The organism is Janthinobacterium sp. CG_23.4, assembly GCF_029892305.1.
Lineage (GTDB): Bacteria > Pseudomonadota > Gammaproteobacteria > Burkholderiales > Burkholderiaceae_D > Janthinobacterium > Janthinobacterium lividum_D.
This window is the reverse complement of the sequence record NZ_JARXUX010000001.1, coordinates 2,693,511-2,715,767: the sequence shown is the minus strand read 5'-3', so window position 1 is coordinate 2,715,767 and position 22,257 is coordinate 2,693,511. Positions and strand designations below refer to the sequence as shown.

Annotated in this window: 24 protein-coding genes and 1 tRNA gene; 17 read left to right on the top strand and 8 right to left on the bottom strand. The window is 60.4% G+C overall.

The window, feature by feature from the left end:
- Positions 1–2: 2 nt before the first annotated feature.
- The 3 genes from H4V96_RS12170 to H4V96_RS12160 form a co-directional block, all read right to left on the bottom strand.
- Positions 3–1,496 (bottom strand): HDOD domain-containing protein, encoded by a 1,494-nt coding sequence (locus H4V96_RS12170; RefSeq protein ID WP_196856916.1) that lies wholly within the window; start codon positions 1,494–1,496, stop codon positions 3–5.
- On the bottom strand, positions 1,493–3,232 hold the full coding sequence (locus H4V96_RS12165; protein WP_196856917.1) for an EAL domain-containing protein: 1,740 nt from the start codon (positions 3,230–3,232) through the stop codon (positions 1,493–1,495). Before H4V96_RS12165 ends, H4V96_RS12170 begins: the two co-directional genes overlap by 4 nt.
- A gap of 169 nt (positions 3,233–3,401) precedes the next feature.
- Complete coding sequence (locus H4V96_RS12160; protein ID WP_196855088.1) at positions 3,402–3,629, bottom strand: hypothetical protein; 228 nt, start codon at positions 3,627–3,629, stop codon at positions 3,402–3,404.
- An 11-nt stretch (positions 3,630–3,640) separates the two neighbouring features.
- On the opposite strand from H4V96_RS12160, the gene H4V96_RS12155 reads away from it, so the two are divergent.
- The 4 genes from H4V96_RS12155 (at position 3,641) to H4V96_RS12140 (ending at position 7,006) form a co-directional block, all read left to right on the top strand.
- Positions 3,641–5,323, top strand: coding sequence for an isovaleryl-CoA dehydrogenase (locus H4V96_RS12155; RefSeq protein WP_196855089.1), 1,683 nt, complete (start codon positions 3,641–3,643; stop codon positions 5,321–5,323).
- A gap of 146 nt (positions 5,324–5,469) precedes the next feature.
- The gene (upp, locus tag H4V96_RS12150) at positions 5,470–6,120 is read left to right on the top strand and encodes a uracil phosphoribosyltransferase (protein ID WP_010398816.1); all 651 of its coding nucleotides are present in this window, start codon (positions 5,470–5,472) and stop codon (positions 6,118–6,120) included.
- Between the two features lie 21 nt (positions 6,121–6,141).
- On the top strand, positions 6,142–6,504 hold the full coding sequence (locus tag H4V96_RS12145; RefSeq protein ID WP_280720966.1) for an Hpt domain-containing protein: 363 nt from the start codon (positions 6,142–6,144) through the stop codon (positions 6,502–6,504).
- A 298-nt stretch (positions 6,505–6,802) separates the two neighbouring features.
- A complete protein-coding gene (locus tag H4V96_RS12140) occupies positions 6,803–7,006 on the top strand; it encodes a cold-shock protein (protein ID WP_010398811.1) in 204 nt (67 codons plus the stop codon).
- Between the two features lie 183 nt (positions 7,007–7,189).
- Here H4V96_RS12140 and H4V96_RS12135 read toward each other — a convergent pair whose 3' ends face one another.
- Positions 7,190–8,101, bottom strand: a complete 912-nt coding sequence (locus tag H4V96_RS12135) for a LysR family transcriptional regulator (RefSeq protein ID WP_280720965.1) — start codon at positions 8,099–8,101, stop codon at positions 7,190–7,192.
- Positions 8,102–8,317: 216 nt separating this feature from the next.
- On the opposite strand from H4V96_RS12135, the gene aceB reads away from it, so the two are divergent.
- Complete coding sequence (gene aceB / locus H4V96_RS12130) at positions 8,318–9,916, top strand: malate synthase A (RefSeq protein ID WP_196855092.1); 1,599 nt, start codon at positions 8,318–8,320, stop codon at positions 9,914–9,916.
- Between the two features lie 80 nt (positions 9,917–9,996).
- On the opposite strand, the gene gloB is transcribed toward aceB, so the two are convergent.
- Positions 9,997–10,806, bottom strand: coding sequence for a hydroxyacylglutathione hydrolase (gloB, locus tag H4V96_RS12125; RefSeq protein WP_070347083.1), 810 nt, complete (start codon positions 10,804–10,806; stop codon positions 9,997–9,999).
- A 19-nt stretch (positions 10,807–10,825) separates the two neighbouring features.
- Here gloB and H4V96_RS12120 point away from each other — a divergent pair, with 19 nt between their 5' ends.
- From H4V96_RS12120 to H4V96_RS12095, 6 genes are all read left to right on the top strand, one after another.
- On the top strand, positions 10,826–11,602 hold the full coding sequence (locus tag H4V96_RS12120) for a class I SAM-dependent methyltransferase (protein ID WP_010398799.1): 777 nt from the start codon (positions 10,826–10,828) through the stop codon (positions 11,600–11,602).
- The gene (gene rnhA, locus H4V96_RS12115) at positions 11,595–12,044 is read left to right on the top strand and encodes a ribonuclease HI (RefSeq protein ID WP_010398796.1); all 450 of its coding nucleotides are present in this window, start codon (positions 11,595–11,597) and stop codon (positions 12,042–12,044) included. Before H4V96_RS12120 ends, rnhA begins: the two co-directional genes overlap by 8 nt.
- A gap of 224 nt (positions 12,045–12,268) precedes the next feature.
- Entirely contained in the window at positions 12,269–12,982 is a 714-nt protein-coding gene (gene dnaQ, locus H4V96_RS12110; protein ID WP_196855093.1) for a DNA polymerase III subunit epsilon, read from the top strand.
- Positions 12,983–13,063: 81 nt separating this feature from the next.
- Positions 13,064–13,138: transfer RNA gene (locus tag H4V96_RS12105), tRNA-Val, on the top strand.
- 210 nt (positions 13,139–13,348) lie between these two features.
- Positions 13,349–13,480 carry a hypothetical protein gene (locus H4V96_RS12100; protein WP_280721208.1) on the top strand — a complete coding sequence of 44 codons (132 nt, stop codon included), beginning with the start codon at positions 13,349–13,351 and terminating at the stop codon, positions 13,478–13,480.
- Positions 13,481–13,497: 17 nt separating this feature from the next.
- A complete protein-coding gene (locus tag H4V96_RS12095) occupies positions 13,498–13,875 on the top strand; it encodes a TIGR03643 family protein (protein WP_280720964.1) in 378 nt (125 codons plus the stop codon).
- A 304-nt stretch (positions 13,876–14,179) separates the two neighbouring features.
- Here the strand turns inward: H4V96_RS12095 and H4V96_RS12090 are convergent, their stop codons facing one another.
- Positions 14,180–14,866 (bottom strand): AraC family transcriptional regulator, encoded by a 687-nt coding sequence (locus H4V96_RS12090; RefSeq protein WP_280720963.1) that lies wholly within the window; start codon positions 14,864–14,866, stop codon positions 14,180–14,182.
- A gap of 221 nt (positions 14,867–15,087) precedes the next feature.
- Between H4V96_RS12090 and H4V96_RS12085 the strand changes: the two genes are divergently transcribed.
- Positions 15,088–15,789: an aspartate/glutamate racemase family protein gene (locus H4V96_RS12085; RefSeq protein ID WP_029496458.1), complete on the top strand. Its 702-nt coding sequence runs from the start codon at positions 15,088–15,090 to the stop codon at positions 15,787–15,789.
- Between the two features lie 171 nt (positions 15,790–15,960).
- Here the strand turns inward: H4V96_RS12085 and H4V96_RS12080 are convergent, their stop codons facing one another.
- Positions 15,961–17,160, bottom strand: a complete 1,200-nt coding sequence (locus H4V96_RS12080) for a YbfB/YjiJ family MFS transporter (RefSeq protein ID WP_010398726.1) — start codon at positions 17,158–17,160, stop codon at positions 15,961–15,963.
- 360 nt (positions 17,161–17,520) lie between these two features.
- Here H4V96_RS12080 and H4V96_RS12075 point away from each other — a divergent pair, with 360 nt between their 5' ends.
- From H4V96_RS12075 to H4V96_RS12055, 5 genes are all read left to right on the top strand, one after another.
- The gene (locus H4V96_RS12075) at positions 17,521–18,192 is read left to right on the top strand and encodes a CsgG/HfaB family protein (RefSeq protein ID WP_196855095.1); all 672 of its coding nucleotides are present in this window, start codon (positions 17,521–17,523) and stop codon (positions 18,190–18,192) included.
- A gap of 11 nt (positions 18,193–18,203) precedes the next feature.
- Positions 18,204–18,575: a DUF4810 domain-containing protein gene (locus tag H4V96_RS12070; protein ID WP_196855096.1), complete on the top strand. Its 372-nt coding sequence runs from the start codon at positions 18,204–18,206 to the stop codon at positions 18,573–18,575.
- A gap of 47 nt (positions 18,576–18,622) precedes the next feature.
- Positions 18,623–19,234, top strand: a complete 612-nt coding sequence (locus H4V96_RS12065) for a DUF799 domain-containing protein (protein ID WP_261981124.1) — start codon at positions 18,623–18,625, stop codon at positions 19,232–19,234.
- A 128-nt stretch (positions 19,235–19,362) separates the two neighbouring features.
- Positions 19,363–20,025 carry a response regulator transcription factor gene (locus H4V96_RS12060; protein WP_029496456.1) on the top strand — a complete coding sequence of 221 codons (663 nt, stop codon included), beginning with the start codon at positions 19,363–19,365 and terminating at the stop codon, positions 20,023–20,025.
- Positions 20,025–21,344 (top strand): ATP-binding protein, encoded by a 1,320-nt coding sequence (locus H4V96_RS12055; protein ID WP_280721185.1) that lies wholly within the window; start codon positions 20,025–20,027, stop codon positions 21,342–21,344. The genes H4V96_RS12060 and H4V96_RS12055 overlap by 1 nt, the downstream gene beginning before the upstream one ends.
- A 57-nt stretch (positions 21,345–21,401) precedes the next feature.
- Here the strand turns inward: H4V96_RS12055 and H4V96_RS12050 are convergent, their stop codons facing one another.
- Entirely contained in the window at positions 21,402–22,040 is a 639-nt protein-coding gene (locus tag H4V96_RS12050; RefSeq protein WP_010398712.1) for an NAD(P)H-dependent oxidoreductase, read from the bottom strand.
- Positions 22,041–22,257: the final 217 nt, after the last annotated feature.

Sequence of the window (22,257 nt, the reverse complement as noted above, 5' to 3'; positions counted from 1 at the left end):
TCTCATGCAACCTTATTTGCCACCAGCTCCAGCTGGTGGCGCATCTCCACCGACTGCACCAATAACGCCCGTATCTCGTTGATCAGGCTAAATTCCGTCTGGTTCAGCTGGATCGGCGGGAAGCTGTCGTCCCAGTCGCCGTACAAGAAGCCTGTGGGGTGGCCGTTGGCCGACAGAGGCAGTACGATAAAGCTGCGCGCCTCCGACAGCGTGGCTTTCCACCATTGCGGCAGCTTGGCGGCAAATTTCGGGTCGCGCGCATTGTCGATGAAAATCACGCGGTCGCTATTGAGGGCCGCGTGGAACACGTTCGGCTCATAGGCGTCGCCAAACACCATCAGGTCTTGCAGATCGGCCATGCCTTCGCCCATGCTGATGCGCGCCGAGTACAAATGATCGCGGTGGTTGCGCACGAAAGCCACCGAGCGCGAAAAATCAAAGCCCTGGTGTAGCGTTTCTAGCGCCATCGAGACCATCTGGCCCGGGTTGGCGCTGCCGATGGCGCTGCGCAAGTCGGCCAGGCCGCCGATCAGGATGCGATTGCCCTCGGCGCGCATGCGCGTCGAGGCCAGCTGGCGCGCGCGCCGTTCGGCCGGTTTCGACAAGGGCGCGATCGACAGGTCGGCCGCAGCCATTGTCTTGGCCTTGTCCACGGCCACCGCCAGGTCCGTCGAGGTCATGCCCAGCGTATCGGCATAGTCGTCGATCAGGGAATGCACCCGTGCCGCGCCGGCCGCATCGTCATGCCACAGCGAGTCGGCGCAGCGCGCTGCCATGGTCGACAGGCCCGCCATCCAGTCCGTGCCGTTGAGGGGGGCGTTGTCGAGCGACGGCTCCATCGGGTGCATGCCGTTGATCAGGTGCTGCGGCAAGCCCCAGTGGGCAGCCGTGGCATAGCCCACTTCCGGCAGCGATATACCGAGAATTTCGCGCGCCGCCGCCTCATTGCCGGCACCCGCATGCGCCTGCATGCGCGTCCAGAAATCGGTCATGTAGAACGTCACCATCATGCGGCCAAGAGTGTGCAGCATGGCGCAGACGACGGCTTGCTCCGCCTGCACGTTGCCGGCGTTGGTGGCTACCTGCTGCGCCACCATTCCGGCCAGCACGGCCTTTTCCATTTCCACGTGGGCGCTGACGGAGTCGGGTGAGGCCTGCGATAGTTCCTCGATCAGTTTCAAGCCCAGCGCCAGATGGCCGATGGCATCGATGCCCAGCACCAGCACGGCCTTTGAGATCGTGTTGACTCGCTGGCCGAAAGCTGAATACATGCCGCTATTGGCCAGTCGCAGCACCTTGTTCGTGAGGACAGGATCGGACAACACCGTTTGCGTGATGTCGAATTCATGGTCATCCTCGCCGCGCATGGCGCCGAGGATGGCGCTGATGGCTTTCGCGAAGCCGGGCATGTCGCCCTGTTGGCGCGTGCGCGCCCACAGCAGGTCCAGGGTGTTTTTGCCGAGCTGTGTCGGCACCGAGAAATGACATGGATTCATTGCCCCCCTCCGCGCTGTTCATGGGCATGCGGCGTGGACACCAGCGTCGCATAGGTTCTTTCGCTCAAGGCTGATAGCGCAGCATGGGCCGGCATCGGTTTGCCTGTCAAATAGCCTTGCACATACTGGCAGCCGCGCGACGCCATGAAGTGCATCTGCTCCTCCGTTTCCACGCCTTCGGCCACCACGGACAAAGTCAAATGCTTGGCCAGGTCGAGAATGGTGTTGCAGATGGCCGCATCCTTGCTCGATCCGGGCAAGTCCTTGATGAAGGTACGGTCGATCTTCAGTACGGAAATGGGGAAGCGCTTTAAATATGCGAGCGAGGAATAGCCGGTGCCGAAATCGTCGATGGCGATGCGCGCGCGGCGCTCCGTCATCTTGACGAGGATGGTTTCCGCATGCACGGGGTCGGTCATCAGCGTGCCTTCCGTGATTTCCAGCACCAGGTGTTCGCCCGAGAGGCCTGAAAAGGCGATGGCGTCATCGAGCACGTCGAGGAATTTGTCATTGCGGAACTGGCGCGGGCTGATGTTGACCGAGATGTAGAGCGGCCGCTTGGCCACGTCCTGGAACTGCTTGAGCTGCACGCAGGCCGACTTCAGCGCCCAGGCGCCCAGCAGGTTGATCAGGCCATTGGCTTCGGCAATCGGGATGAAGCGCACCGGCGGTACCAGGCCCAGGGTAGGGTGCTTCCAGCGCATCAGTGTTTCGAAACCTTGGATTTGCCGCGTGTGCGCGTCGACGATGGGCTGATAAAAGAGCAAAAACTCGCCTTCTCGCACGGCGTTGAACATGGCCGCTTCCAGCGAGATGTCATGTTCCGACGGACCGTTCAGGCGCGGGCTGTAGACCAGGCAGCGGGCCTTTCCCGTCTCCTTGGCGCGCGACATGGCCGCATCAGCCAGTGCCACCAGGCGCACTTCATCGTCGGCGTGCAGTGGATAGATCGAGACGCCCACGGATGCCCCCACGTAGATGGTGTGACCATCGACTTCGAAAGGCGCTTGCAGGGTTGCCAGCAGGCGCCCCGTCACCAGCTTGATCTGCGCATCGGTGGCGCTGCCGGGCAGTACGGCAACGAATTCATCGCCACCCACGCGCGCCAGCGTGTCGCTGTCGCGCAGCGTCTTGCGCAGGCGCATGGCGGCCAGGCGCAGCACGGCGTCGCCGACGGGATGGCCGAGGCCATCGTTGACTTTTTTAAACCCATCGAGGCCGATGGTGGCCACGTAAAAGCTCTGCCGGGAACGCGCCGCCTGGGCGATGACCATGCGGATGCGGTCCGACAGCAGCAGGCGGTTCGGCAGTCCCGTCAGCGCATCGTGCGTAGCCATGTGGCGCAGGCGTTCCTCCGTGTTGTGCTGGGCCGATGTGTCGCGCCCGACCACCAGCAATTCGGCGATGCCGTCTGCATTCATATAAGAAGACAGGCGCAGCTCGAACCAGATTTCCTGGTCCGGCGTTTGCAGGCGCACTTCCAGGCGCCCCGGTTCTTCCAGGCAATCTTGCAGTGCGGCCTGCAGCGCGGCGCGCGATGCTTCGGCGGCCAGCGGCAGCAGCAAATGGCCGCACAGGCCCGATGGCGCGCTGAACAGGGTGTGCGCGCGCTTGCTGGCGAACAGGATCAGGCCGTCCGTATCGAGCCGGAACACGAGGTCGCCGGCCTCTTCCATGAGGTTGTCCAACTCGTGGCGTGCCTCGCGGTGGGCGGCGGATGGGGTGCTGGAAAACATCGTGCTGGATTTTACCTTTTTGTTATCTTTTATCTGTTGTCACTGCCAGCGCCCCAGCAGTGCAGGGGCGCCAACGAAAGAGTGCATCGTGCGCTACGCGCGCCATCTTCGGCCGAGAGTAACTATCGGAACGCGATCTACACGAAATGTATCATTGAAAAACATTTGGTTACATGAAATAGAGCAACATTGCTTCAGGTTTTGCAAATATTCTTGCCTTCCATGAAAAAAAATCATCGTGCGCGATACGCGCAGATTTTTTCTTTTCCTGGGGAAATATGCTGCTGCGCTTGCTTCCTGGCGCGCGCTTGCCTTGCCATGCGCTTTGCGCTAGTCTGGTAGTTGAAGGTGTTGACGCTGCGCCAAGGATAGCAAGGGCGCCATGATAACAAATCACGCAAGGCCTCCATGAATGCCTTTGACACGCATGAAGTTTTCAACCAGGCCACGCCGTTTGAAAACGTCAATCTGTTCGCCTGCGATCCCGCCTTGATCGAGGCGCTGCGGCACGAGGGCGGTGGCGCGGCGCTGCAGGAGCTCGATGCGTTGGGCGCGAAGCTGGGCTGCGCCGAGACGTATGCGCTGGCGCGCCTGGCCAATATCCATGTGCCCGAGCTGCAGCAATTCGATCGGGCCGGGCGCCGCAACGACGAAGTGCAATTTCATCCGGCCTGGCATGCGCTGATGGCCATCCTTGTGGGAGCCGGTGCGCACGCGTCACCGTGGACTTCGCCTGGCCCTGGCGCCCAGGTGGCGCGCGCGGCGGCCTACATATTAATAGGGCAGGTGGAAAACGGCACGCAGTGTCCCGTAACGATGACCTACGCCTCGGTGCCGGCCTTGCGCCAGGCGCTTGATCTGCCGCATATCGCCGCGCGCTGGCTGCCGAAGATCCTGTCGCGCCAATATGATCCTCGCTCCCTGCCCGTGGAGCACAAACGCGGCGCCCTGGTCGGCATGGGCATGACGGAAAAGCAGGGCGGCTCGGACGTGCGCAGCAACACCACGCGCGCCGTGCCGGTGCCGCCGGCCGAGGCGCAAGCCCTGTTCGGCGACGAGGCCAGCGGTGCCTGGCGCATCGTCGGCCACAAATGGTTTTTCTCGGCGCCACAATGCGACGCCCATTTAATCCTGGCACAGGCGCTGGAGGGCGGCTTGTCGTGCTTTTTCCTGCCCCGCTACCTGCCCGATGGCAGCCGTAATGCCATCCGCGTGCAGCGCTTGAAGGATAAGCTGGGTAACCGCTCGAATGCCTCGGCGGAAGTCGAGTTCGCCAATGCCTACGGCTGGCTGCTAGGGCAGCCGGGGCGGGGCATTGCCACCATCCTGGACATGGCCAGCCACACGCGCCTCGACTGCATATTGGGCAGCACGGGCATCATGCGCGCCGCCTTGAGCCAGGCATTGCATCACGCGCGCCAGCGGGCCGTGTTCGGCAAGCCGCTAGTCGAGCAGCCCTTGATGCAAAACGTGCTGGCCGACCTGGCGCTGGAATCGGAAGCGGCCACGGCCTTTGCGCTGCGCCTGGCTCGTTGTTTCGATGAAAAAGACGATCCACAGCAAGCGATGCTGGCACGCGTGCTCACGCCGGCTGGCAAGTACTGGATATGCAAGCGCGGTCCCGCTTTCGGCTTTGAGGCGATGGAGGTGCTGGGCGGCACCGGTTATGTGGAAGATGCGCCGCTGGCGCGCTTGTATCGCGAGCTGCCCGTGAACGCGATCTGGGAAGGTTCGGGCAACGTCATGTGCCTGGACGTCTTGCGCGCCTTCGGCAAGTCGCCGGCCGCGCGCGACGCCCTGGCGGGCGAGCTGGCGCTGGCCGGCGACGCCGACGCTGCCTTCACTGAGTACCGCAGGCGCTTGCTGGCCGACCTGGAAGGGGCGCAGATGGATGAATTTGGCGCCAGGCGATTATCCGAGCGCATCGTGCTGGCCGTGCAGGCGGGATTGCTGCTGCGCCACGCGCCGCCCTTTATCTCGCAGGTGTTCCTGCAGTCGCGACTGGTGCAGGCGCCGGGCGGGGCGTATGGCCGCTTGCCGGCGGGCGCCGATTGTGCGGCCATCCTGGCGCGCGCACTGCGCGAGTGTTGAGCTCAATAAATCTGATTAATTCAAAAATTCCGGCCACAGGCGGGCTATGGGCTGGGATAATGCACCCATCCATCATTTTATCGACACACAGTACGCCTGTGGCCCAGGCTTGCCGCAGCGTCAGAGAGTAGAGAAAGAAAAACAATATGAAACAAGATCCACGCTTCCCGAATTTGTTCATTACCGATCACCCTTTGATCCAGCACAAGCTGAGCCACATGCGCGAGCACGACACGTCGACGCGCACGTTTCGCGAATTGCTCAAGGAAATCACGCTGCTGATGGGTTATGAAATCACGCGCGACCTGCCGCTGACCACGCGTGAAATCAAGACCCCGTTGGTCACGATCGACGCGCCTGTCATTGCAGGCAAGAAACTGGCCATCGTCCCTATCTTGCGCGCCGGCATCGGCATGAGCGACGGCTTGCTGAACCTGGTGCCATCGGCCCGCGTCGGCCACATCGGCGTGTACCGCGACCCGGCCACCCATATGCCGGTGGAATACTTGGTGCGCCTGCCTGATTTGAACGAGCGCACCTTCATCCTGTGCGACCCGATGGTGGCGACCGGCAATTCGGCCGTCTACGCCGTCGATGTGCTGAAGAAGCGGGGCGTGACGGACGAGCAGATCATCTTCCTGGCGCTGGTGGCCGCACCGGAAGGCGTGACGGTGTTCCAGAACGCGCATCCGAACGTCAAGATGTTCTGCGCCTCGCTCGATTCGCACCTGGATGACCATGCTTACATCGTGCCGGGCCTGGGCGACGCCGGCGACCGCATCTTCGGTACCAAGTAAGCCTTTCAGGCGAGTATGGCGATGGCAACCTTGATCGACCCGGATTTTCGCGCGCGCATGCGCGCCCTGAATGAAAAATATGCGACCCGCGTGCCTGCACTGATGCAGGCGATCAAGCAGGCAAGCGGCCGCTGCGATAGCGAAGGCCCACGTCTGGAGCCATTGACGGCGCTGCATGGCGCGCTGCACACGGTGGCCGGCTCGGCCGCGACCTTCGGCTTTGCCGTGCTGGGCCAGGAGTGCCGGCGTATCGAGCAACAGGTGCGTGCCATGCTCAATGCCCCCGCGCAGGCAGTGGCAGAATGGCCGGCCGTGCGGGGTCAAGTAGAGACACTGCTGCATTGGGCGGCGCTCGATGCGGGCGCGACGCATTTCAGTGCGTGAATGACAGCGCCATAAAGATGTGGTTGCAATGATTCATTTGATGCAACGCAAGGCATCGACGTTGCAGATTAGGATATAGTGTCTCCAGACCGCTGGTACAGGGTGCAGCAAGACGGGGATTTGACTATTAAAGTAGTGTTCGCAAGTTTATTTTGCGAAAGAATGGTTTTCCTCAGTTTTGTTGGTATAATTGGGCATCGTTGGATTCGAGGTAGTTGTGCAGTTTGTCTGTCATTTCTTTCTTGCTTCAAACGATATAACGGGCGCAAGCCCAACTTAACTGAAATAGGAAATTGTAATGGCAACTGGCATCGTAAAATGGTTCAATGATTCGAAGGGTTTCGGCTTTATTACCCCTGACGAAGGCGGCGAAGATCTGTTCGCTCACTTCTCGGCTATCCAGTCGAACGGCTTCAAGTCCCTGCAAGAGAACCAACGCGTTTCTTTTGAAGTGACCGCTGGCCCTAAAGGCAAGCAAGCTTCGAACATTCAGCCAATCTAATACGCTGGATCAAACGAAATAAAGAAATCCTCGGTCTCCGAGGATTTTTTTTCGCCTAAATTTCTGTGAGGCATGGATTTCACCTGTGTTTTAAGGGCCACGCGTTCTTTTCGACGTACTTTGCGTCACCGTCTAAGCCGACCTCCGCTGAGTCAGCCGCTGTGCTTGGCCCCTCCGGTGTCCTCAGTTAGTGCGTTCGCGCCAGTAATCGGCTTGCGAATACGAATGCCTTAAAAAATCCACGAAGGCCCGGATGCGCAGCGGCAAATGGCGGCGCTGGGCGAACACGGCGTAAATATCGTTTCCCGGGGCGGCAAACTGGTCCAGCACCGTCACCAACTGGCCGGAGGCGATTTCCGCGCCCACTTCCCACATCGACCGCCAAGCCAGGCCCTTGCCGGCCAGGGCCCAGTCGTGCAGCACTTCGCCATCGTTGCAGACCATATTGCCCGCCACCTTCAAAATCACATTCTTGCCGTTTTCGCGGAAGGTCCAGCCCCGCTGGCTGCCTTCGCTGCTGATCGCCAGGCAGTTGTGTTTGGCCAGATCGGCCGGGATGCGCGGCGTGCCGGCCCGTTTCAGGTAGGCGGGCGAGCCGACCAGCACGCGTTGGTTATCGGCCAACTTGGTGCTGACGAGCGAGGAATCGGACAGGCTGGCGATGCGGATGGCCACGTCGATGCCTTCGCCGATCAGGTCGACCAGGCGGTCGTTCAGGTTCAGCGACACCGTCACGTCACGGTGCTCGGCCACAAACGAGGGAATCAACGGCGCCACGTGCTGGCGCCCGAAGCCGGCCGGCGCGGAAATAAGCAAATGGCCGCTGGCCTTCACGCTGCGCTCGGCCACGGCCGCCTCCGCCTCTTCCAGCTCACCGAGTATGCGCTGGCAATCTTCGAGGAAGGCAGCGCCTTCATTCGTCAAGGCCAGTTTGCGCGTCGTGCGCTGCAGCAGTTTCACGCCCAGGCGCTGCTCCAGCGCATCGAGGCGCCGACCTATCATGGCCGGGGCGATGCCTTCTGCGCGCGCGGCTGCCGACAGGCTGCCCTTGGCCACCACTTCCACGAACGTTGATATTTGTCTGAACTGTCCCATGCCGTGCTCCTGCTATGCCATCACTTGTGATAAAAACGCATAGATGAAGTGATTTTTAATCTCGTTTCCATGCCTTATAGTGCAATACTATAGAACAAACGTGCCGCCCGGCAGAGTGTTTTCGCACCTTTGTCCGGCTTGCCAGCGCAATCGTTCCGCTTATACTTGGATCGCCAGATTACTTTTTCTTATATTGATTAAAAACCGGAGAACTTCATGATGCAGAACACCATCGCACTTCCAGAGGGCATGCACATATCGGGTGAAATCAAACCCGGCTACGAACAGATACTGACCCCGGCAGCGCTGGCGCTGGTGGCCAAGCTGACGCGTCAATTCGAGCCGCGCCGCCAGCAATTGCTGGCCCTGCGCGTGGAGCGCGCCAAGCGTCTCGACGCGGGTGAACGTCCTGATTTCCTGCCAGAAACCGCGCATATTCGCGACGGTGACTGGAAGATTGCGCCGATTCCACAGGCGCTCGAATGCCGCCGCGTGGAAATTACCGGCCCCGTCGAGCGCAAGATGGTCATCAACGCATTTAATTCCGGCGCCGACAGCTATATGACGGACTTCGAGGATTCGAACACGCCGAACTGGGATAACCAGTTGACGGGCCAGATCAATATGTTCGACGCCGTGCGCAAGACCATTTCGCTGGAGCAAAATGGCAAGTCATACAAGTTGAATGACAAGATCGCCACCCTCGTGGTGCGCCCGCGCGGCTGGCACCTCGATGAAAAGCATGTGCTGGTCGACGGCAAGCGCATTTCCGGCGGCATTTTCGACTTTGCCCTGTTCATGTTCCACAACGCCAAGGAGCAACTGGCACGCGGCGCCGGTCCCTACTTTTATCTGCCGAAGATGGAATCGCACCTGGAAGCGCGCCTGTGGAACGACATCTTCGTCATGACGCAAAACGAACTGGGCTTGCCACAAGGCACGATCAAGGCAACCGTGCTGATCGAAACCATCCTGGCAGCCTTCGAAATGGATGAAATCCTGTACGAACTGAAAGAACACAGCTCGGGCCTGAACGCGGGCCGCTGGGATTACATCTTCTCTTGCATCAAGAAATTCAAGCTCGACAAGGATTTCTGCCTGGCCGACCGCGCAAAAGTGACGATGACGGCGCCCTTCATGCGCGCTTATGCCTTGCTGCTGCTGAAAACTTGCCACAAACGCGGCGCACCAGCGATCGGTGGCATGGCGGCCTTGATCCCGATCAAGAACGATCCGGAAAAAAATGACATCGCCATGGGCGGCGTGCGCAACGACAAGGCGCGCGACGCCACCGACGGCTACGACGGCGGCTGGGTTGCCCATCCGGGTCTGGTGGAACTGGCCATGGGCGAGTTCACGAAAGTGCTCGGTGACAAGCCGAACCAGATCGACAAGCAGCGTCCCGACATCGACGTCCAGGCGTCGGATTTGCTGAACTTCCAGCCCGAAGCGCCCATCACGGAAGCAGGTTTGCGCTACAACATCAACGTGGGCATCCACTACCTGGGCAGCTGGCTGGCCGGCAACGGTTGCGTGCCTATCCACAACCTGATGGAAGATGCGGCCACGGCCGAGATCAGCCGCTCGCAAGTGTGGCAGTGGATTCGATCGAGCAAGGGTGTGCTGGAAGATGGCCGCAAGGTGACGGCCGAGATGGTGCGCGCCATGATTCCTGAAGAGCTGGCCAAGGTACAGCGCGATGCGCCCGGCGGCGACGGCCCGACTTATGTGCGTGCCGGCCAGATTTTCGAGGAAATGTCGACGTCGGAATCGTTCGCCGAATTCCTGACTTTGCCCCTGTACGAAGAAATCTGATCCTGATCAAGTAAATCGATAAAAAAATCCCGACGATGCCTGATGGCATCGCCGGGATTTTTCTTTTTAGAAACAGAAGCTTAAAAGTTGTTTTTCCACATGCGCAGCGCCGCAAACGCTTCCACGGGGGAGGCGTCGGTGGCCAGCTTGCCTTCTACCTTCAGGCTGGTCAAAATCGCCGGCTCGCGGTAGCGCAGGAAGGGATTCGTGGCTTTTTCCATCGCAATCGTCGACGGCACGGTCGATAAGCCTTGCTGGCGCTTTTCCGTGTCGATAGCGATGCGTTCCTGCAAGGCCAGGTTGCCCGGCTCGACGGCGTTAGCGAAGCGCAGATTGGACAAGGTGTACTCATGCGCGCAAAATACCTCGGTGTCGTCGGGCAGGGCGGCCAGTTTGCCCAGCGAGTCTGCCATTTGACCCGGCGTGCCTTCGAACAGGCGGCCGCAGCCACCGGCAAACAGGGTATCGCCGGAAAACAACCACGGCGAGCCGTTGCGCTCGTCGCGCTGGCGCACGTAAGCGATATGTCCCTTGGTATGGCCGGGTACGTCGATGACCGTCATCTGCAATCCCAGTGCGGCCACATAGGCGACATCGCCTTCGGCAAGCGGCTGTGTGATGGCTGTGATAGCCTCATGGCGCGGGCCAAAGACGGGCACGGCGAAATGCTGCAACAATTCAGGTACGCCACCGGTGTGGTCGGCGTGGTGGTGTGTGAGTAAAATAGCGGACAAGGTCAACCGATGGGCTTGCAGCACATCGAGGATGGCCATCGCATCGCCAGGGTCGACCACGGCGGCATGGCGGCCGTCGTGGATCAGCCAAAGGTAGTTGTCGGCAAAGGCAGGCACGGCAAGTACCGATAAAGCGTGTTCAGGGGAGTGTGTCATGAGCAAGAGAGAAAACTGAATGGACAGTGCGGCATCCGAAAAATCCATTATAGCGCTTGATGGCTGGCTGCAGACGCCGGCCGGCCTGTATGTGCGCGCCTGGGAGCAGCAATGCCTCGACAGCCTGAGCGTCGACATCTTCGGTTACAACGCGGTGCAGATCGGCTTGCCCCAGCTCGACGCGCTGGCCGCCAGCCGCATGCCGAACAAATGGCTGCTCGATTCGCGCCTGCCGTCACGCTCGCCGCAGGAGCGGCGCCTGACCTTGGTATCGGCCTTCGATGAACTGCCGTTTGAATCGCAAAGTCTGGACCTGGTGATCTTGCCGCACGTACTCGAATTTGCCGCCGAGCCACACCAGGTCTTGCGCGAGGTCGAGCGCGTGCTGATACCGGAGGGGCGCGTGATCGTTTGCGGCTTCAATCCGGCCAGCCTGTGGGGCGTGCGGCAGGGCTTGGCGAGGTTCACGGGACGCCATTACCTGCCGCAGGCGGGCGAGCTGATCTCTATGGCGCGCATGAAAGACTGGTTAAAATTGCTCAACATGGGCGTCAGTCAAAGCTATTTTGGCTGCTACGTACCTGCCTGCAGGACAGAAAAATGGCTGCGCCGCAACGCCTTCATGGACAAGGCGGGTACGCGTTGGTGGCCATATCTGGGTGCAGTGTATATAGTGCAGGCGATCAAGCGTGTCAAAGGGATGCGTTTGATCGGTCCGGCGTGGACCAAGAAACCGGCGACGGCGCCCGCAGGCGCACCGGTCACGAATAAAAGGCGGGAACAGCAAGATGGCTAAGTTTGAAGACAAGGTAGAAATTTACGCCGATGGCGCATGCAAGGGAAATCCCGGCACAGGCGGCTGGGGCGCACTGATGGTGGCCGACGGTGCCAAGAAAGAAATTTATGGCGGGGAACTGAACACGACGAATAACCGCATGGAATTGCAGGCCGTGATCGAAGCCTTGACGGCGCTCAAACGTCCCTGCCAAGTGGTGATTTATACCGATAGCCAATATGTCCAGAAGGGTATCAGTGAATGGATACACGGCTGGAAGGCGCGTGGCTGGAAAACGGCGGCCAAGGCTCCCGTCAAGAACGTCGACCTGTGGCAGGCCCTCGATACGGCCCAGGCCGTTCATGAAGTGGAATGGCGCTGGGTGCGTGGCCACAATGGTCATCCTGGCAACGAGCGGGCCGATGCACTGGCCAACCTGGGCGTGGAAACCGTGCGCGCATAAGCGCCCGCAAGCTCAGCCGGCTGCGCTTCCTGCCTCGCGCATTGCCGGCCGGCGCTGCTCACCAGCGCAGCGACGCTAGAGTGAGCACGGTTGCGCTTCTTGGCCGCAAATCGCTGCCGCTGACGACGTTTTTGACGGGCGTCCGGGCCTAACTAGTTGTAAGCGAAGGGCGCAGCTTTGCTATACTGTGCCCTTCGCTTTTTGCTTTTACGACTGAATCTGCCATGCGTCAAATTGTTCTCGATACTGAAACCACCGGCCTCAATCCGCGCACAGGTGACCGCATCCTGGAAATCGGTGCGGTTGAGCTGAACAACCGTATGTTGACGGGGAACAATTTTCACCATTACATCAATCCCGAGCGTGATTCGGAAGAGGGCGCGCTCGCCGTCCACGGATTGACGACGGAATTTCTCAGCGATAAGCCAAAATTCGCGCAGATCGCGGAACAATTGCGCGCGTATATCGCCGGCGCCGAATTGATTATTCACAACGCCCCGTTCGATATCGGCTTCCTCAACGCGGAATTCAAGCGCCTGAACCTGCCGCCCGTGCATGAGCAGGTGCATGGCGTCATCGATACCCTGGTGCAGGCCAAGGAAATGCATCCAGGCAAGCGCAACTCGCTCGATGCCCTGTGCGACCGCTACGGCGTCTCGAACGCCCACCGCAAACTGCATGGCGCGCTGCTCGACTCGGAATTGCTGGCCGACGTCTACCTGGCCATGACGCGCGGGCAAAACAGCCTGAGCATGGAAGAAGTGGAAGTCGCTGCCGATGGTACCGTACTGGAAATCGTGCCACTCGCCGAAGTCATCTTCCAGAGCGCCACTGCCGACGAACTCGCCGCCCATGAAGCGACCATCGCCGGCCTGGACAAGGCCGCCAAAGGCCAATGCATCTGGACCGCCGTCCTGGCGCCACCATTGGCAAGCTGAGAAAAAAGCCTCGCATACTAAATTTCCTGTTGCCAGCCCTTGCAGATGCCGCAACACCTATGCGATAATTCGCCTCGCTTCGGGAGGTTAGCTCAGGGGTAGAGCACTGCATTCACACTGCAGGGGTCGCAAGTTCGAAACTTGCACTTCCCACCAAGAATTCGTAACAAAATCAAGTACTTACATTAAAGCCGACACATGACGTGGTCGGATTTTTTTGTGCCTGTGTAATTGGCCTGTACGGTGTCCTTCCCCTCGAGCTTTACCAGTATCAGATAGCGGGATCGCAGTTCGACCAAGGTAGCGATGTGCCATTTCAAGCGATCGGTGCATTACTTAAGAAACTTTATGGGCTTGGCGGCGCACATGATGCTTTACAACGAGGAACGGTTCCACCAGGCGCTGGGCAACGACACGCCAAGCAATGTGTACCGTACGGGTATCGGCGGCGGCGCGATGATTCAAGCACAGCCTAAACTAAATTCATTCCTGCCTTGACACTGGGGTCCACTTTGATGATGCTGGTGCCAGCGCCATTGCAGTTAGCCTACGGACGCCGGTGGACGCCGGTCAAAGCGATGACGCGCTTGTGTCATCAAAAGGTCCTATCTATGGTGCTTGGACGAAAAAGGAGAATTATGCAAAAGCGTGTTTTAAGCGACCAAGAAATTGATCGTATTGTTGAAATGGCGTGGGAGGACCGCACTACCTTCGATGCCATCGAGATGCAATTTGGCTTGAACCAGCAAGCGGTGATCGAACTGATGCGCACGGAAATGAAAGCATCAAGCTTTCGTATGTGGCGCCAGCGCACGCATGGCAGAAGCAGCAAGCATGCCGCACTCAGAAGTGCTGACATTACCCGTTTCAAATGCTCTAGTCGGCGCCAATAGCGCACGTCCACCAAAACATGCTTTCCCGGTAATGCTCGGGTGTCAGCGCACTGTGTCGCGCACCGCAACGCGCCCGCTATCAGTCATGGGGCCAAGCTTGGGTCGGGCCTACGCATGGCTCTAGCCTGAATGTTTCATGAATTGGCATGGCGGCAGGCTTTTGTGTTGTCAGCGCTGCCGCCATGCTTGCCTGTCGATACTGTCCGACATCGATGCCGACCGTTTGTTGCTTATGCATCTGGCCGGTCTAGCAGGTGTTCTCATTCGGTCGACCGGCCTTTTCGCTTTGTCTGCCACCCACGATTTAAGTCACCAGCAACTGGCGATACTGGCCTGGCGTCAAGCCCAGGGCGGCGCGCATGGCACTGCCCATGTGCGATTGATGAGCGAAACCGCTGGCATAAGCGATGTCTGCCAGAGGCCTGTCCACCTCCAGTAGCATGTTCCGCGCCGCCTGCACGCGCGTTTCTACGATGTAGGCATGCGGTGTCATGCCTGTCGCCCGAGTAAAGTCGCGCAGGAAGCGCAGGAGTGGCAAGCCTTCGTCTGCAGCCAGCCGTTGCAGGGTCAGTCCTTGGTCAAATTGGCAAGCGATGCGCTCCAGCACCCGCGCCATGTTAGCCCGCGCCACGCGTCGGGGTGCCTCTTGATATACCTGCCGCAGCGACAGCAATGCCAAGGCTGCGTGTTCCAAAGCCAGTGGATCGGCCTGGGTCGCCAGCATTAGCCGCCGCAGGCGTAGCGCCAGAGCGAGAGCCTGCCGGTGCCCGGCCATTTCTACGCGCCTCTGCTGCCTAGCGTCCTGCGGCACGTCGCTCAACGCGGCGTCACGCCAGCGCAGTACCAGATATTCGCCACCGTGCTCAGATTCGGAAAAAATATCAATTCCGGCAGGCGTGCAAGCGAGGACGCCGGGCCATGTATCGAAATCGACGCGCCGGTCGGAGCCTATCGCATGCACGCCCCGCTGACGTTGCAGCGACACGCCCATGCTCTGTGACTGCGAGGGGTCGCGCGCGCTGTAAGGCACGCCCGGCAAAAGCTGCAGGCACAGTCCGCTTGCAGCGCGCGTTACCACAGGCATTGCGCCGCCTGTAATGTCCTCGATAAGTGGCCGTGCCATGTGAAATTTCCTGATAGATCAAAATGTTGGTCATGGAGATACTAGCCGGGCTCACAGCACTACATCTACCACTTAAGACAGGAAAGTATATGCGAACAATAGGCTTGATCGGCGGTATGAGCTGGGAATCGAGTGCTCAATATTATCGCATCATCAATCAGGGCGTACGCGCCCGTTGTGGGCCGCTACGCTCTGCGCCCGTGCTGCTCTACAGCGTCGATTTCGGCCCCGTCGCGCAAGCGCAACATGCAGGTCGCTGGCAAGATGCCGGCGCCATCCTGCGCGATGCGGCCGTACGTCTGCAGGCAGGAGGCGCCGACGGCATCGTGCTGTGCACCAACACAATGCATGTGCTCGCCGACGACATTGCATCGGCCACGCCATTGCCTTTCCTGCACATCGCCGATCCCGTGGGCACTGCGGCACAGGCACTGGGACTGCATACGGTGGGCTTGCTCGGCACCTCGTTTACCATGCAGCAACGCTTTCTGCGCGACCGCTTGGCGCTGCATGGCCTGGAAGTCCTGCTGCCTCCCGACGCTCAGCAAACTGCCTTGCACGACATCATTTATGCCGAACTGTGCGCCGGTATTGTGCGAGCTTGCTCACGTGCTGTGTTCCTGCGCGCAATTGATGCGCTGGCCGCGCGCGGTGCACAAGCCGTCGTCCTCGGCTGCACAGAAATCAGCCTGCTGCTGCAGCAGGAGCACAGCGACCTGCCCCTGCTCGACAGCACCCGGCTACATGCACAAGCAGCCGTCGACTTCGTCCTGGACAGTCACGCAAGTTGAGCGCCACTCCTTGCGCGGGCACGGCGCCCAGTGGCTGCGCATCGCCTGCGCGCACCCGGGCGGACAGGCCCTGCATGAATTGCCGCGTGTCGGCATGTATCGTTGCCGGGATTTTTTGTGCATCGGTGTGCATTGTGTTCTTGCTGCGAAGGCAGGCCATCTTGCAGTGTGCTAAATGGCCGGCGCCAGCGCTTTTTGCCGGGCGGCCAGCGCCGCGCCGATGAAGAGGGCGATGGACGAGGCGATCAAGCCCCGCTCCAGTCCGGCCGGGCCATCGGCGACCCAGCCGACCGCGATGGGGCCGATGATCTGGCCCAGCGCGAATACCGTCGTGTAGGCGCTGATGCCGGCCGTCCAGGATTGCTGCGGCAGGTTATGCCGCACCAGGGCCGTCGTCGAGGCCACCACCGACAGGAATACGGCGCCAAAGAGCAAGCCGGACAGGAATACGAGGGGCACAAAGCTGGTCAACGCGGGCACTATGGTGGCCAGGCCCAGCACGCCATTCAATATTGCCAGCGACTCGCCGCCCTTGTAGCGGTCGAGCATGCGCGCCCAAATACGCGACGATGCCACTACCGCCAAACCCAGCAAGGTGTAGAACACGGTGATCAAGGTGGGCGGCATGCTTTGCTCATTGAGCAGGGCGATGACGAAGGTCATGTAGCCGATGTAGCCGACGCCAAACATGAAATAGCCGGCCAGGCTGGGGGCGAAATCGCGCCAGGCGAAGCGGCGTGGCGTGTCGAGGGCGCGCGGCGACTCGCCGATGGCTTTCGCCGGCAAGGCCATGATGGCGGTGGCGAGCAGGCAGGCGATGCCCAACGCCAGCCATGGCCATTGCCAGGCATGCGCGGCGCCGTGCTCATGGGCCGACGTCAACGCGGCCGGCACCAACAGGGCCGACAGCGCGATGCCGAAACCCGTCCCGCCGTAGTACAGGCCGATGTAGAAGCCGGCCCGCTGGCTGTGCATGGAACCGAGGCGCGCCGCCAGCACACCACCGGCGATAAAAATGAAGGCGCTGGCGACGCCCGCGCACACGCGCTGCAGGAACAGGGTAGGCGTATCGCTGACCAGACCCGACATTAGCATGAAGATGCTGGCCAGCACGCAAGCGGTGAGCAGCAAGCGCCACACGCCCAGGCGGCGCATCAGCGCTGGCGTAGCCAGGGCGCCGATAAAATAGCCGAGTGCATTGAAGGTGTTCATGGCTCCGGCCAGCAGGTAAGACCAGTCCAGGTCGGCGCGCATGGACGGCAGCAGCAAGCCATAGGAAAAGCGCGACATGCCCAGGGCGACTGCGGCGCCCAGCGAGAGCGCCAGCGCCGTGGCCAGCGGATGGGAGGGGCAATGATCGTGTGTCGGCATGGCCTGAGACCCATCCAGAGGAAAGCGTGCAGTGGCGTTGGCATCCGGGTAGGCCGGTCGGCGGGCAAGGTCTGTGGCGGCAGTGACTACGGCGCTGATGGCACGCTGATGCTTTTTTGCCACGCATTGACTACTCATTCAGTAGTGATTTTCTACCTATTGGCTGCTAAGTTAATGAATCGGCGGCGCTAAGTCAAGCCGTTGCTGCGCTGTAACATGGCTGACAACAATGCAATCGTCGCTATCGTTACTTTTGGAGAGTATTGTCATGCATGCAGTCCCATATAATTGCAAATAGGAAATTAACTTGCCGAAATTCACTTGCAGGTTGCTCCTGTTCCTCCACACCATAAAGGCACTATGAACAAGAATAAACCTGGCGCGTTGTTGATGGCAGCGCTGATCGGCTCGGCATTGGCTGGCTGCGCTTCCGAATCGTCACAAGCCCTGGCTGTCCCTACGGTTGCCAGCGCAGATCGCCCTTACGTAGGGCCACGAACCCTGATCGCGGTCGGTAAATTCGACAACCGCTCGAACTTTATGCGCGGCATCTTTTCCGATGGCGTCGATCGCCTGGGCAGCCAGTCAAAAACGATCCTGATTGCGCACCTGCAAACGTCGAATCGTTTCAATGTGCTCGACCGCGATAACATGGCCGAGCTCAAGCAAGAAGCCGAATTCAAGAAGCAGGGCCAGAACATCAAGGGCGCTGACTTCGTCGTGACCGGCGACGTGACCGAGTTTGGCCGCAAGGAAGTAGGCGACAAGCAATTGTTTGGCATCATGGGCCGTGGCAAGACGCAAGTAGCGTATGCCAAAGTAACGTTGAACGTCGTCAACATCGCCACCTCGGAAGTCGTGTATTCGGCGGCCGGCGCCGGCGAATACAGCTTGTCGAACCGTGAAGTACTGGGCTTTGGCGGCACTGCCAGCTATGACGCCACCCTCAACGGCAAGGTCCTCGACCTGGCCATGCGCGAAGCGGTAGAGCGCCTGGTCGCTGGCGTCGAAGCGGGCGCAATGCGCAAATAATAAGGTATCCGATGAAACAGACAATGATGAACAAGGGCGCTGCCCTGCTGGCACTGCTCGCCTGTGCCGCACTGACCGGTTGCGCCACGCAATCGAAGACCCTGTACCAATGGGAAGGCTATCAGCCGCAAGTGTACGAATACCTGAAGGGCGAAAGTCCGGAGCAGCAGATGGCTGCCATGGAAAAAGACCTGCAAGTGATCGCCGCGAAGGGCAACCGTGCGCCGCCGGGTTTCCATGCCCACCTGGGCATGCTGTACTCGATCGCGGGCAAGCCCGAGCAGGTCGTCGCGCAATTCGAAGATGAGAAAAAACTCTTCCCGGAGTCGACGCCGTATATGGACTTTCTGTTGGGTAAATTGAAAAAAGGCGAAAAATTATGATCTCGCGCATATTGAAAATCGCCCTGTGCCTGGGTCCCGCCATCGTCATGGTCGGTTGCGCTACCAAACAGGCCGCTTATGACTACACGGCCTTCAAGGCGGCCAAGCCGCGTTCGATCGTGGTCTTGCCACCATTGAACAACTCGCCGGAAGTCAATGCCGGCAACAGCGTCTACGCGCAAGTGACCTATCCGCTGGCCGAAGCGGGCTACTATGTGCTGCCGGTGGCCGTGGTCGGTGAAACCTTCAAGCAAAACGGCTTGACGAATGCCGCCGATATCCACGCTGTCGATGCCAAGAAGCTCAACGATATCTTTGGCGCTGACGCGGGCCTGTACGTGACGATCTCCAAGTACGGCACGACGTATGCCGTGATCGACAGCTACACGGTGGTGTCGGTCGATGCCAAACTGGTCGACCTGAAGACAGGCACGCTGTTGTGGCAGGGCGCAGCCAGCGCATCGAGCAACGAAGGCAATAATAGCAGTGGCGGCGGCCTGGTCGGCATGCTGGTGACGGCGGCTGTCAAGCAGATCATCAACAGCAGCACCGATGCCAGCCACCCCCTCGCTGGCACGGCCAATGCGCGTATGTTGTCGGCGGGCGTGCCGAACGGCCTGTTGTACGGCCCCCGTTCGGAACGTTACCTGGCGCAGTAATCAGCCGTTAGCACCGCACACCTGTCCTGCATACGCCAGGGCAGGTGCTTGCCGGCGTGGTCAGTGCCAAACCGGCTTGCCCCAGCCAAGGTAAGATATCGCTATTTTTTGCGATTGTGAGGGTCTGCGTGCGCGTGTTGCTGGTGGAAGACGATCCGATGATCGGTGAAAGTCTGGTCGCGGGCTTGCGCGGCGAGTGCTATGCCGTGGACTGGGTGCGCGATGGTCACGATGCGGAGCTGGCGCTGGCCGGCTTCGCCTACGATCTGATGTTGCTGGATCTGGGTTTGCCCGGCAAGGAGGGCATGGAGGTGCTGCGTGCCACGCGTGCGCGCGGTGCCGAGCTGCCGGTGCTGATCATCACGGCGCGCGATGGCACGCGGGCCCGCGTCGAAGGACTCGACAGCGGCGCCGACGATTACCTGGTAAAACCGTTTGACCTCGATGAATTACTGGCGCGCATACGTGCGCTGCTGCGCCGCCGCGTCAGCCGTTCGCGCTCCGTCATCGAGCATGGCGCATTGATGCTGGACCTGGCCAGCCACGAAGTCAGCTACGCAGGTGCGCAGATCAGGCTGCCGCCGCGCGAGTTTTCCGTGCTGCGCGCCTTGCTCGACCATCCGGGCAAGGTTGTGTCTAAGCGGCAACTGAGCGAAAAACTGTATGGCTGGGATAGCGAAGTGGAAAGCAATACCGTCGACGTGTACGTGTACCAGTTGCGCAAGAAGTTTGGCGCCGATGCTATCCAGACCGTGCGTGGCGTGGGCTACAAGATGCGGCTAGCATCTTGATGACCATCCGCCGCCAGTTGCTGCTGGGCTTGCTGGCCGTTACCTTGCTGTGCGTGCTCGGTGCCGGCATTTCGCTGTTCCGCTCGCTGCTGGAGGAAAGCAATGAACTGGCCGATTTGCAGCTGCGCCAGCTGGCCGTAGCCTTGCCCGATGAATTTGCGCCGCCGACGGGGTTGTTTGCCGTGCACGACCCGGAAGAAGGATTCGTTCTGCAGGCGTGGGACGAGGGTGGCCAGGCGCTATCGGTGTTGCCGCAGCAGCCGGCACTGCCACGCTATGGGCTCGATGGCTTTGCCGATGTCAGCCTGCGCGGCGAGCAATGGCGCCTGTATGGCGAGACGCGGCGCAACCGTTACGTACAGGTGGCGCAGGCGCAGGCCGTGCGTAATCAACTGGCCTGGCAAATGACCATGCGCGCCGGCGTACCGTTGCTGGTGTTCGCGCTGATCCTGGCACTGCTGATCGTCGTCGTGGTGGAGCGCGCGCTGGCGCCCCTGCACCGGCTGGCCGAATCGGTGGCGGGCCGTTCGCCTTCGGCCCTGACGCCGCTGGCGGCGCACGACATGCTACCTGAGCTGCGCCCGGTGGCGCTGGCGTTGAATGGCTTGATGGGACAGTTCGAAGCGGCGTTGACGGCGCAGCGCAGCTTCGTCGCCGATGCGGCGCATGAATTGCGTTCGCCGCTGACGGCGCTGAAACTGCAGTTGCAGGTGGCCGAGCGGGCCGGCAGCGAGGAAGAACGCCGCGTCGCCCTGGCGCGGCTGCATGAACGGCTGGACCGCAGCACGCACCTGGTGCGCCAGCTATTGAGCCTGGCGCGCCATGAAACGGCGCTGGTGCCCAGTCAGTTGCAAATAGTTGATCTGAGGCAACTGCTGGAAGCGGCCGTGGCCGATCACAGCGCGCTGGCCGATAGCCGCGCGATCGACCTGGGCGTGCTGGAATCGGCGTCGGCGTCGGCGTCGAGGCCGGTGCAGGTGCAGGCCGATCCCGACGGCTTGCAAGTGTTGCTCAATAACTTGATCGACAATGCCTTGCGCTACACGCAGCAGGGCGGCAGGGTCGATTTGCAGGCCGCGCTGGAAGAGGGCAGGCCCGTGCTGCGCGTATCGGACAACGGTCCCGGCGTGCCGCGCCAGCACCATGCGCGCCTGTTCGACCGCTTCTTCCGCCCTGACGGCAACGACGCCTGGGGCTGCGGCCTGGGCCTGTCCATCGTGCGCCATATCGCCGAACACCACCAGGCCGATATCGCGCTATCCGATGCGCAAGCGGGGCGCGGCTTGCAGGTGACGGTACGCTTCCCGCAGCGAGCCTGAAAGCAAAAAAAGCGGATGCCGTCACCAGTATCCGCTTTTCAATGATGGGCGAGGCGCTTATGCCACTTCGGTGATGAACTGCTCGCGTGCGGGGCGCACTTTTTTCAAGTCCACCAGCCAGTCGCCTTCGTCGGCGCGATAGCCGAGCGGCAACATGACGACGGAGCGCAGACCTTTTTCGCGCAAGCCCAGGATCTCGTCGACCTTGGCCGGATCAAAACCTTCCATCGGCGTCGAATCGACTTTTTCTTCTGCCGCCGCGATCAGGGCCGTGCCCACGCCGATATATGCCTGGCGTGCTGCATGCTGGTAGTTGGTTTCCGCGTCGCGCTGCGGATACGTGCCCAGGATTTGCTGACGATACGCTTCCCAGCCTTCATTCTTGAAGCCGCGCACGGTGTTGACCAGGTCAAACATCGTGTTGATGCGCTCGACCGTGTAATTATCCCAGGCGGCAAACACCAGCACGTGCGAAGCGTCCGTCACTTGCGACTGGTTCCACGCATGCGCCTTGATTTGCTCGCGCAGGGCCGGATTGGTCACCACGAATACTTCATACGGGTGCAGGCCGCTGGAGCTGGCCGTCAGGCGCACGGCTTCCAAAATGCGATCGAGCTTGTCTTGCGGCACCGTTTTCGCCGGGTTCATCTTCTTGGTGGCGTAGCGCCATTGCAGTGTTTCAAGCAAATCGGACATGTAAATCCCTTTAAAATGAATAGGTCAGGTGGAAAATAATAGCCGATTCAGGCATTTCAAGTGCGAAGGGCCGAAGAACTTGCCTCGCGCACTACGCCAGGCGTTGCAGGCCCGTCCTTGCCGCCGCCTTCTTTCCCGCGCAGCCGGCACGCAAGGATGCGACAGCACGGTGTAGGTTATTGGCGTAATTCCATATTTCCAGTATTATGGAATAATT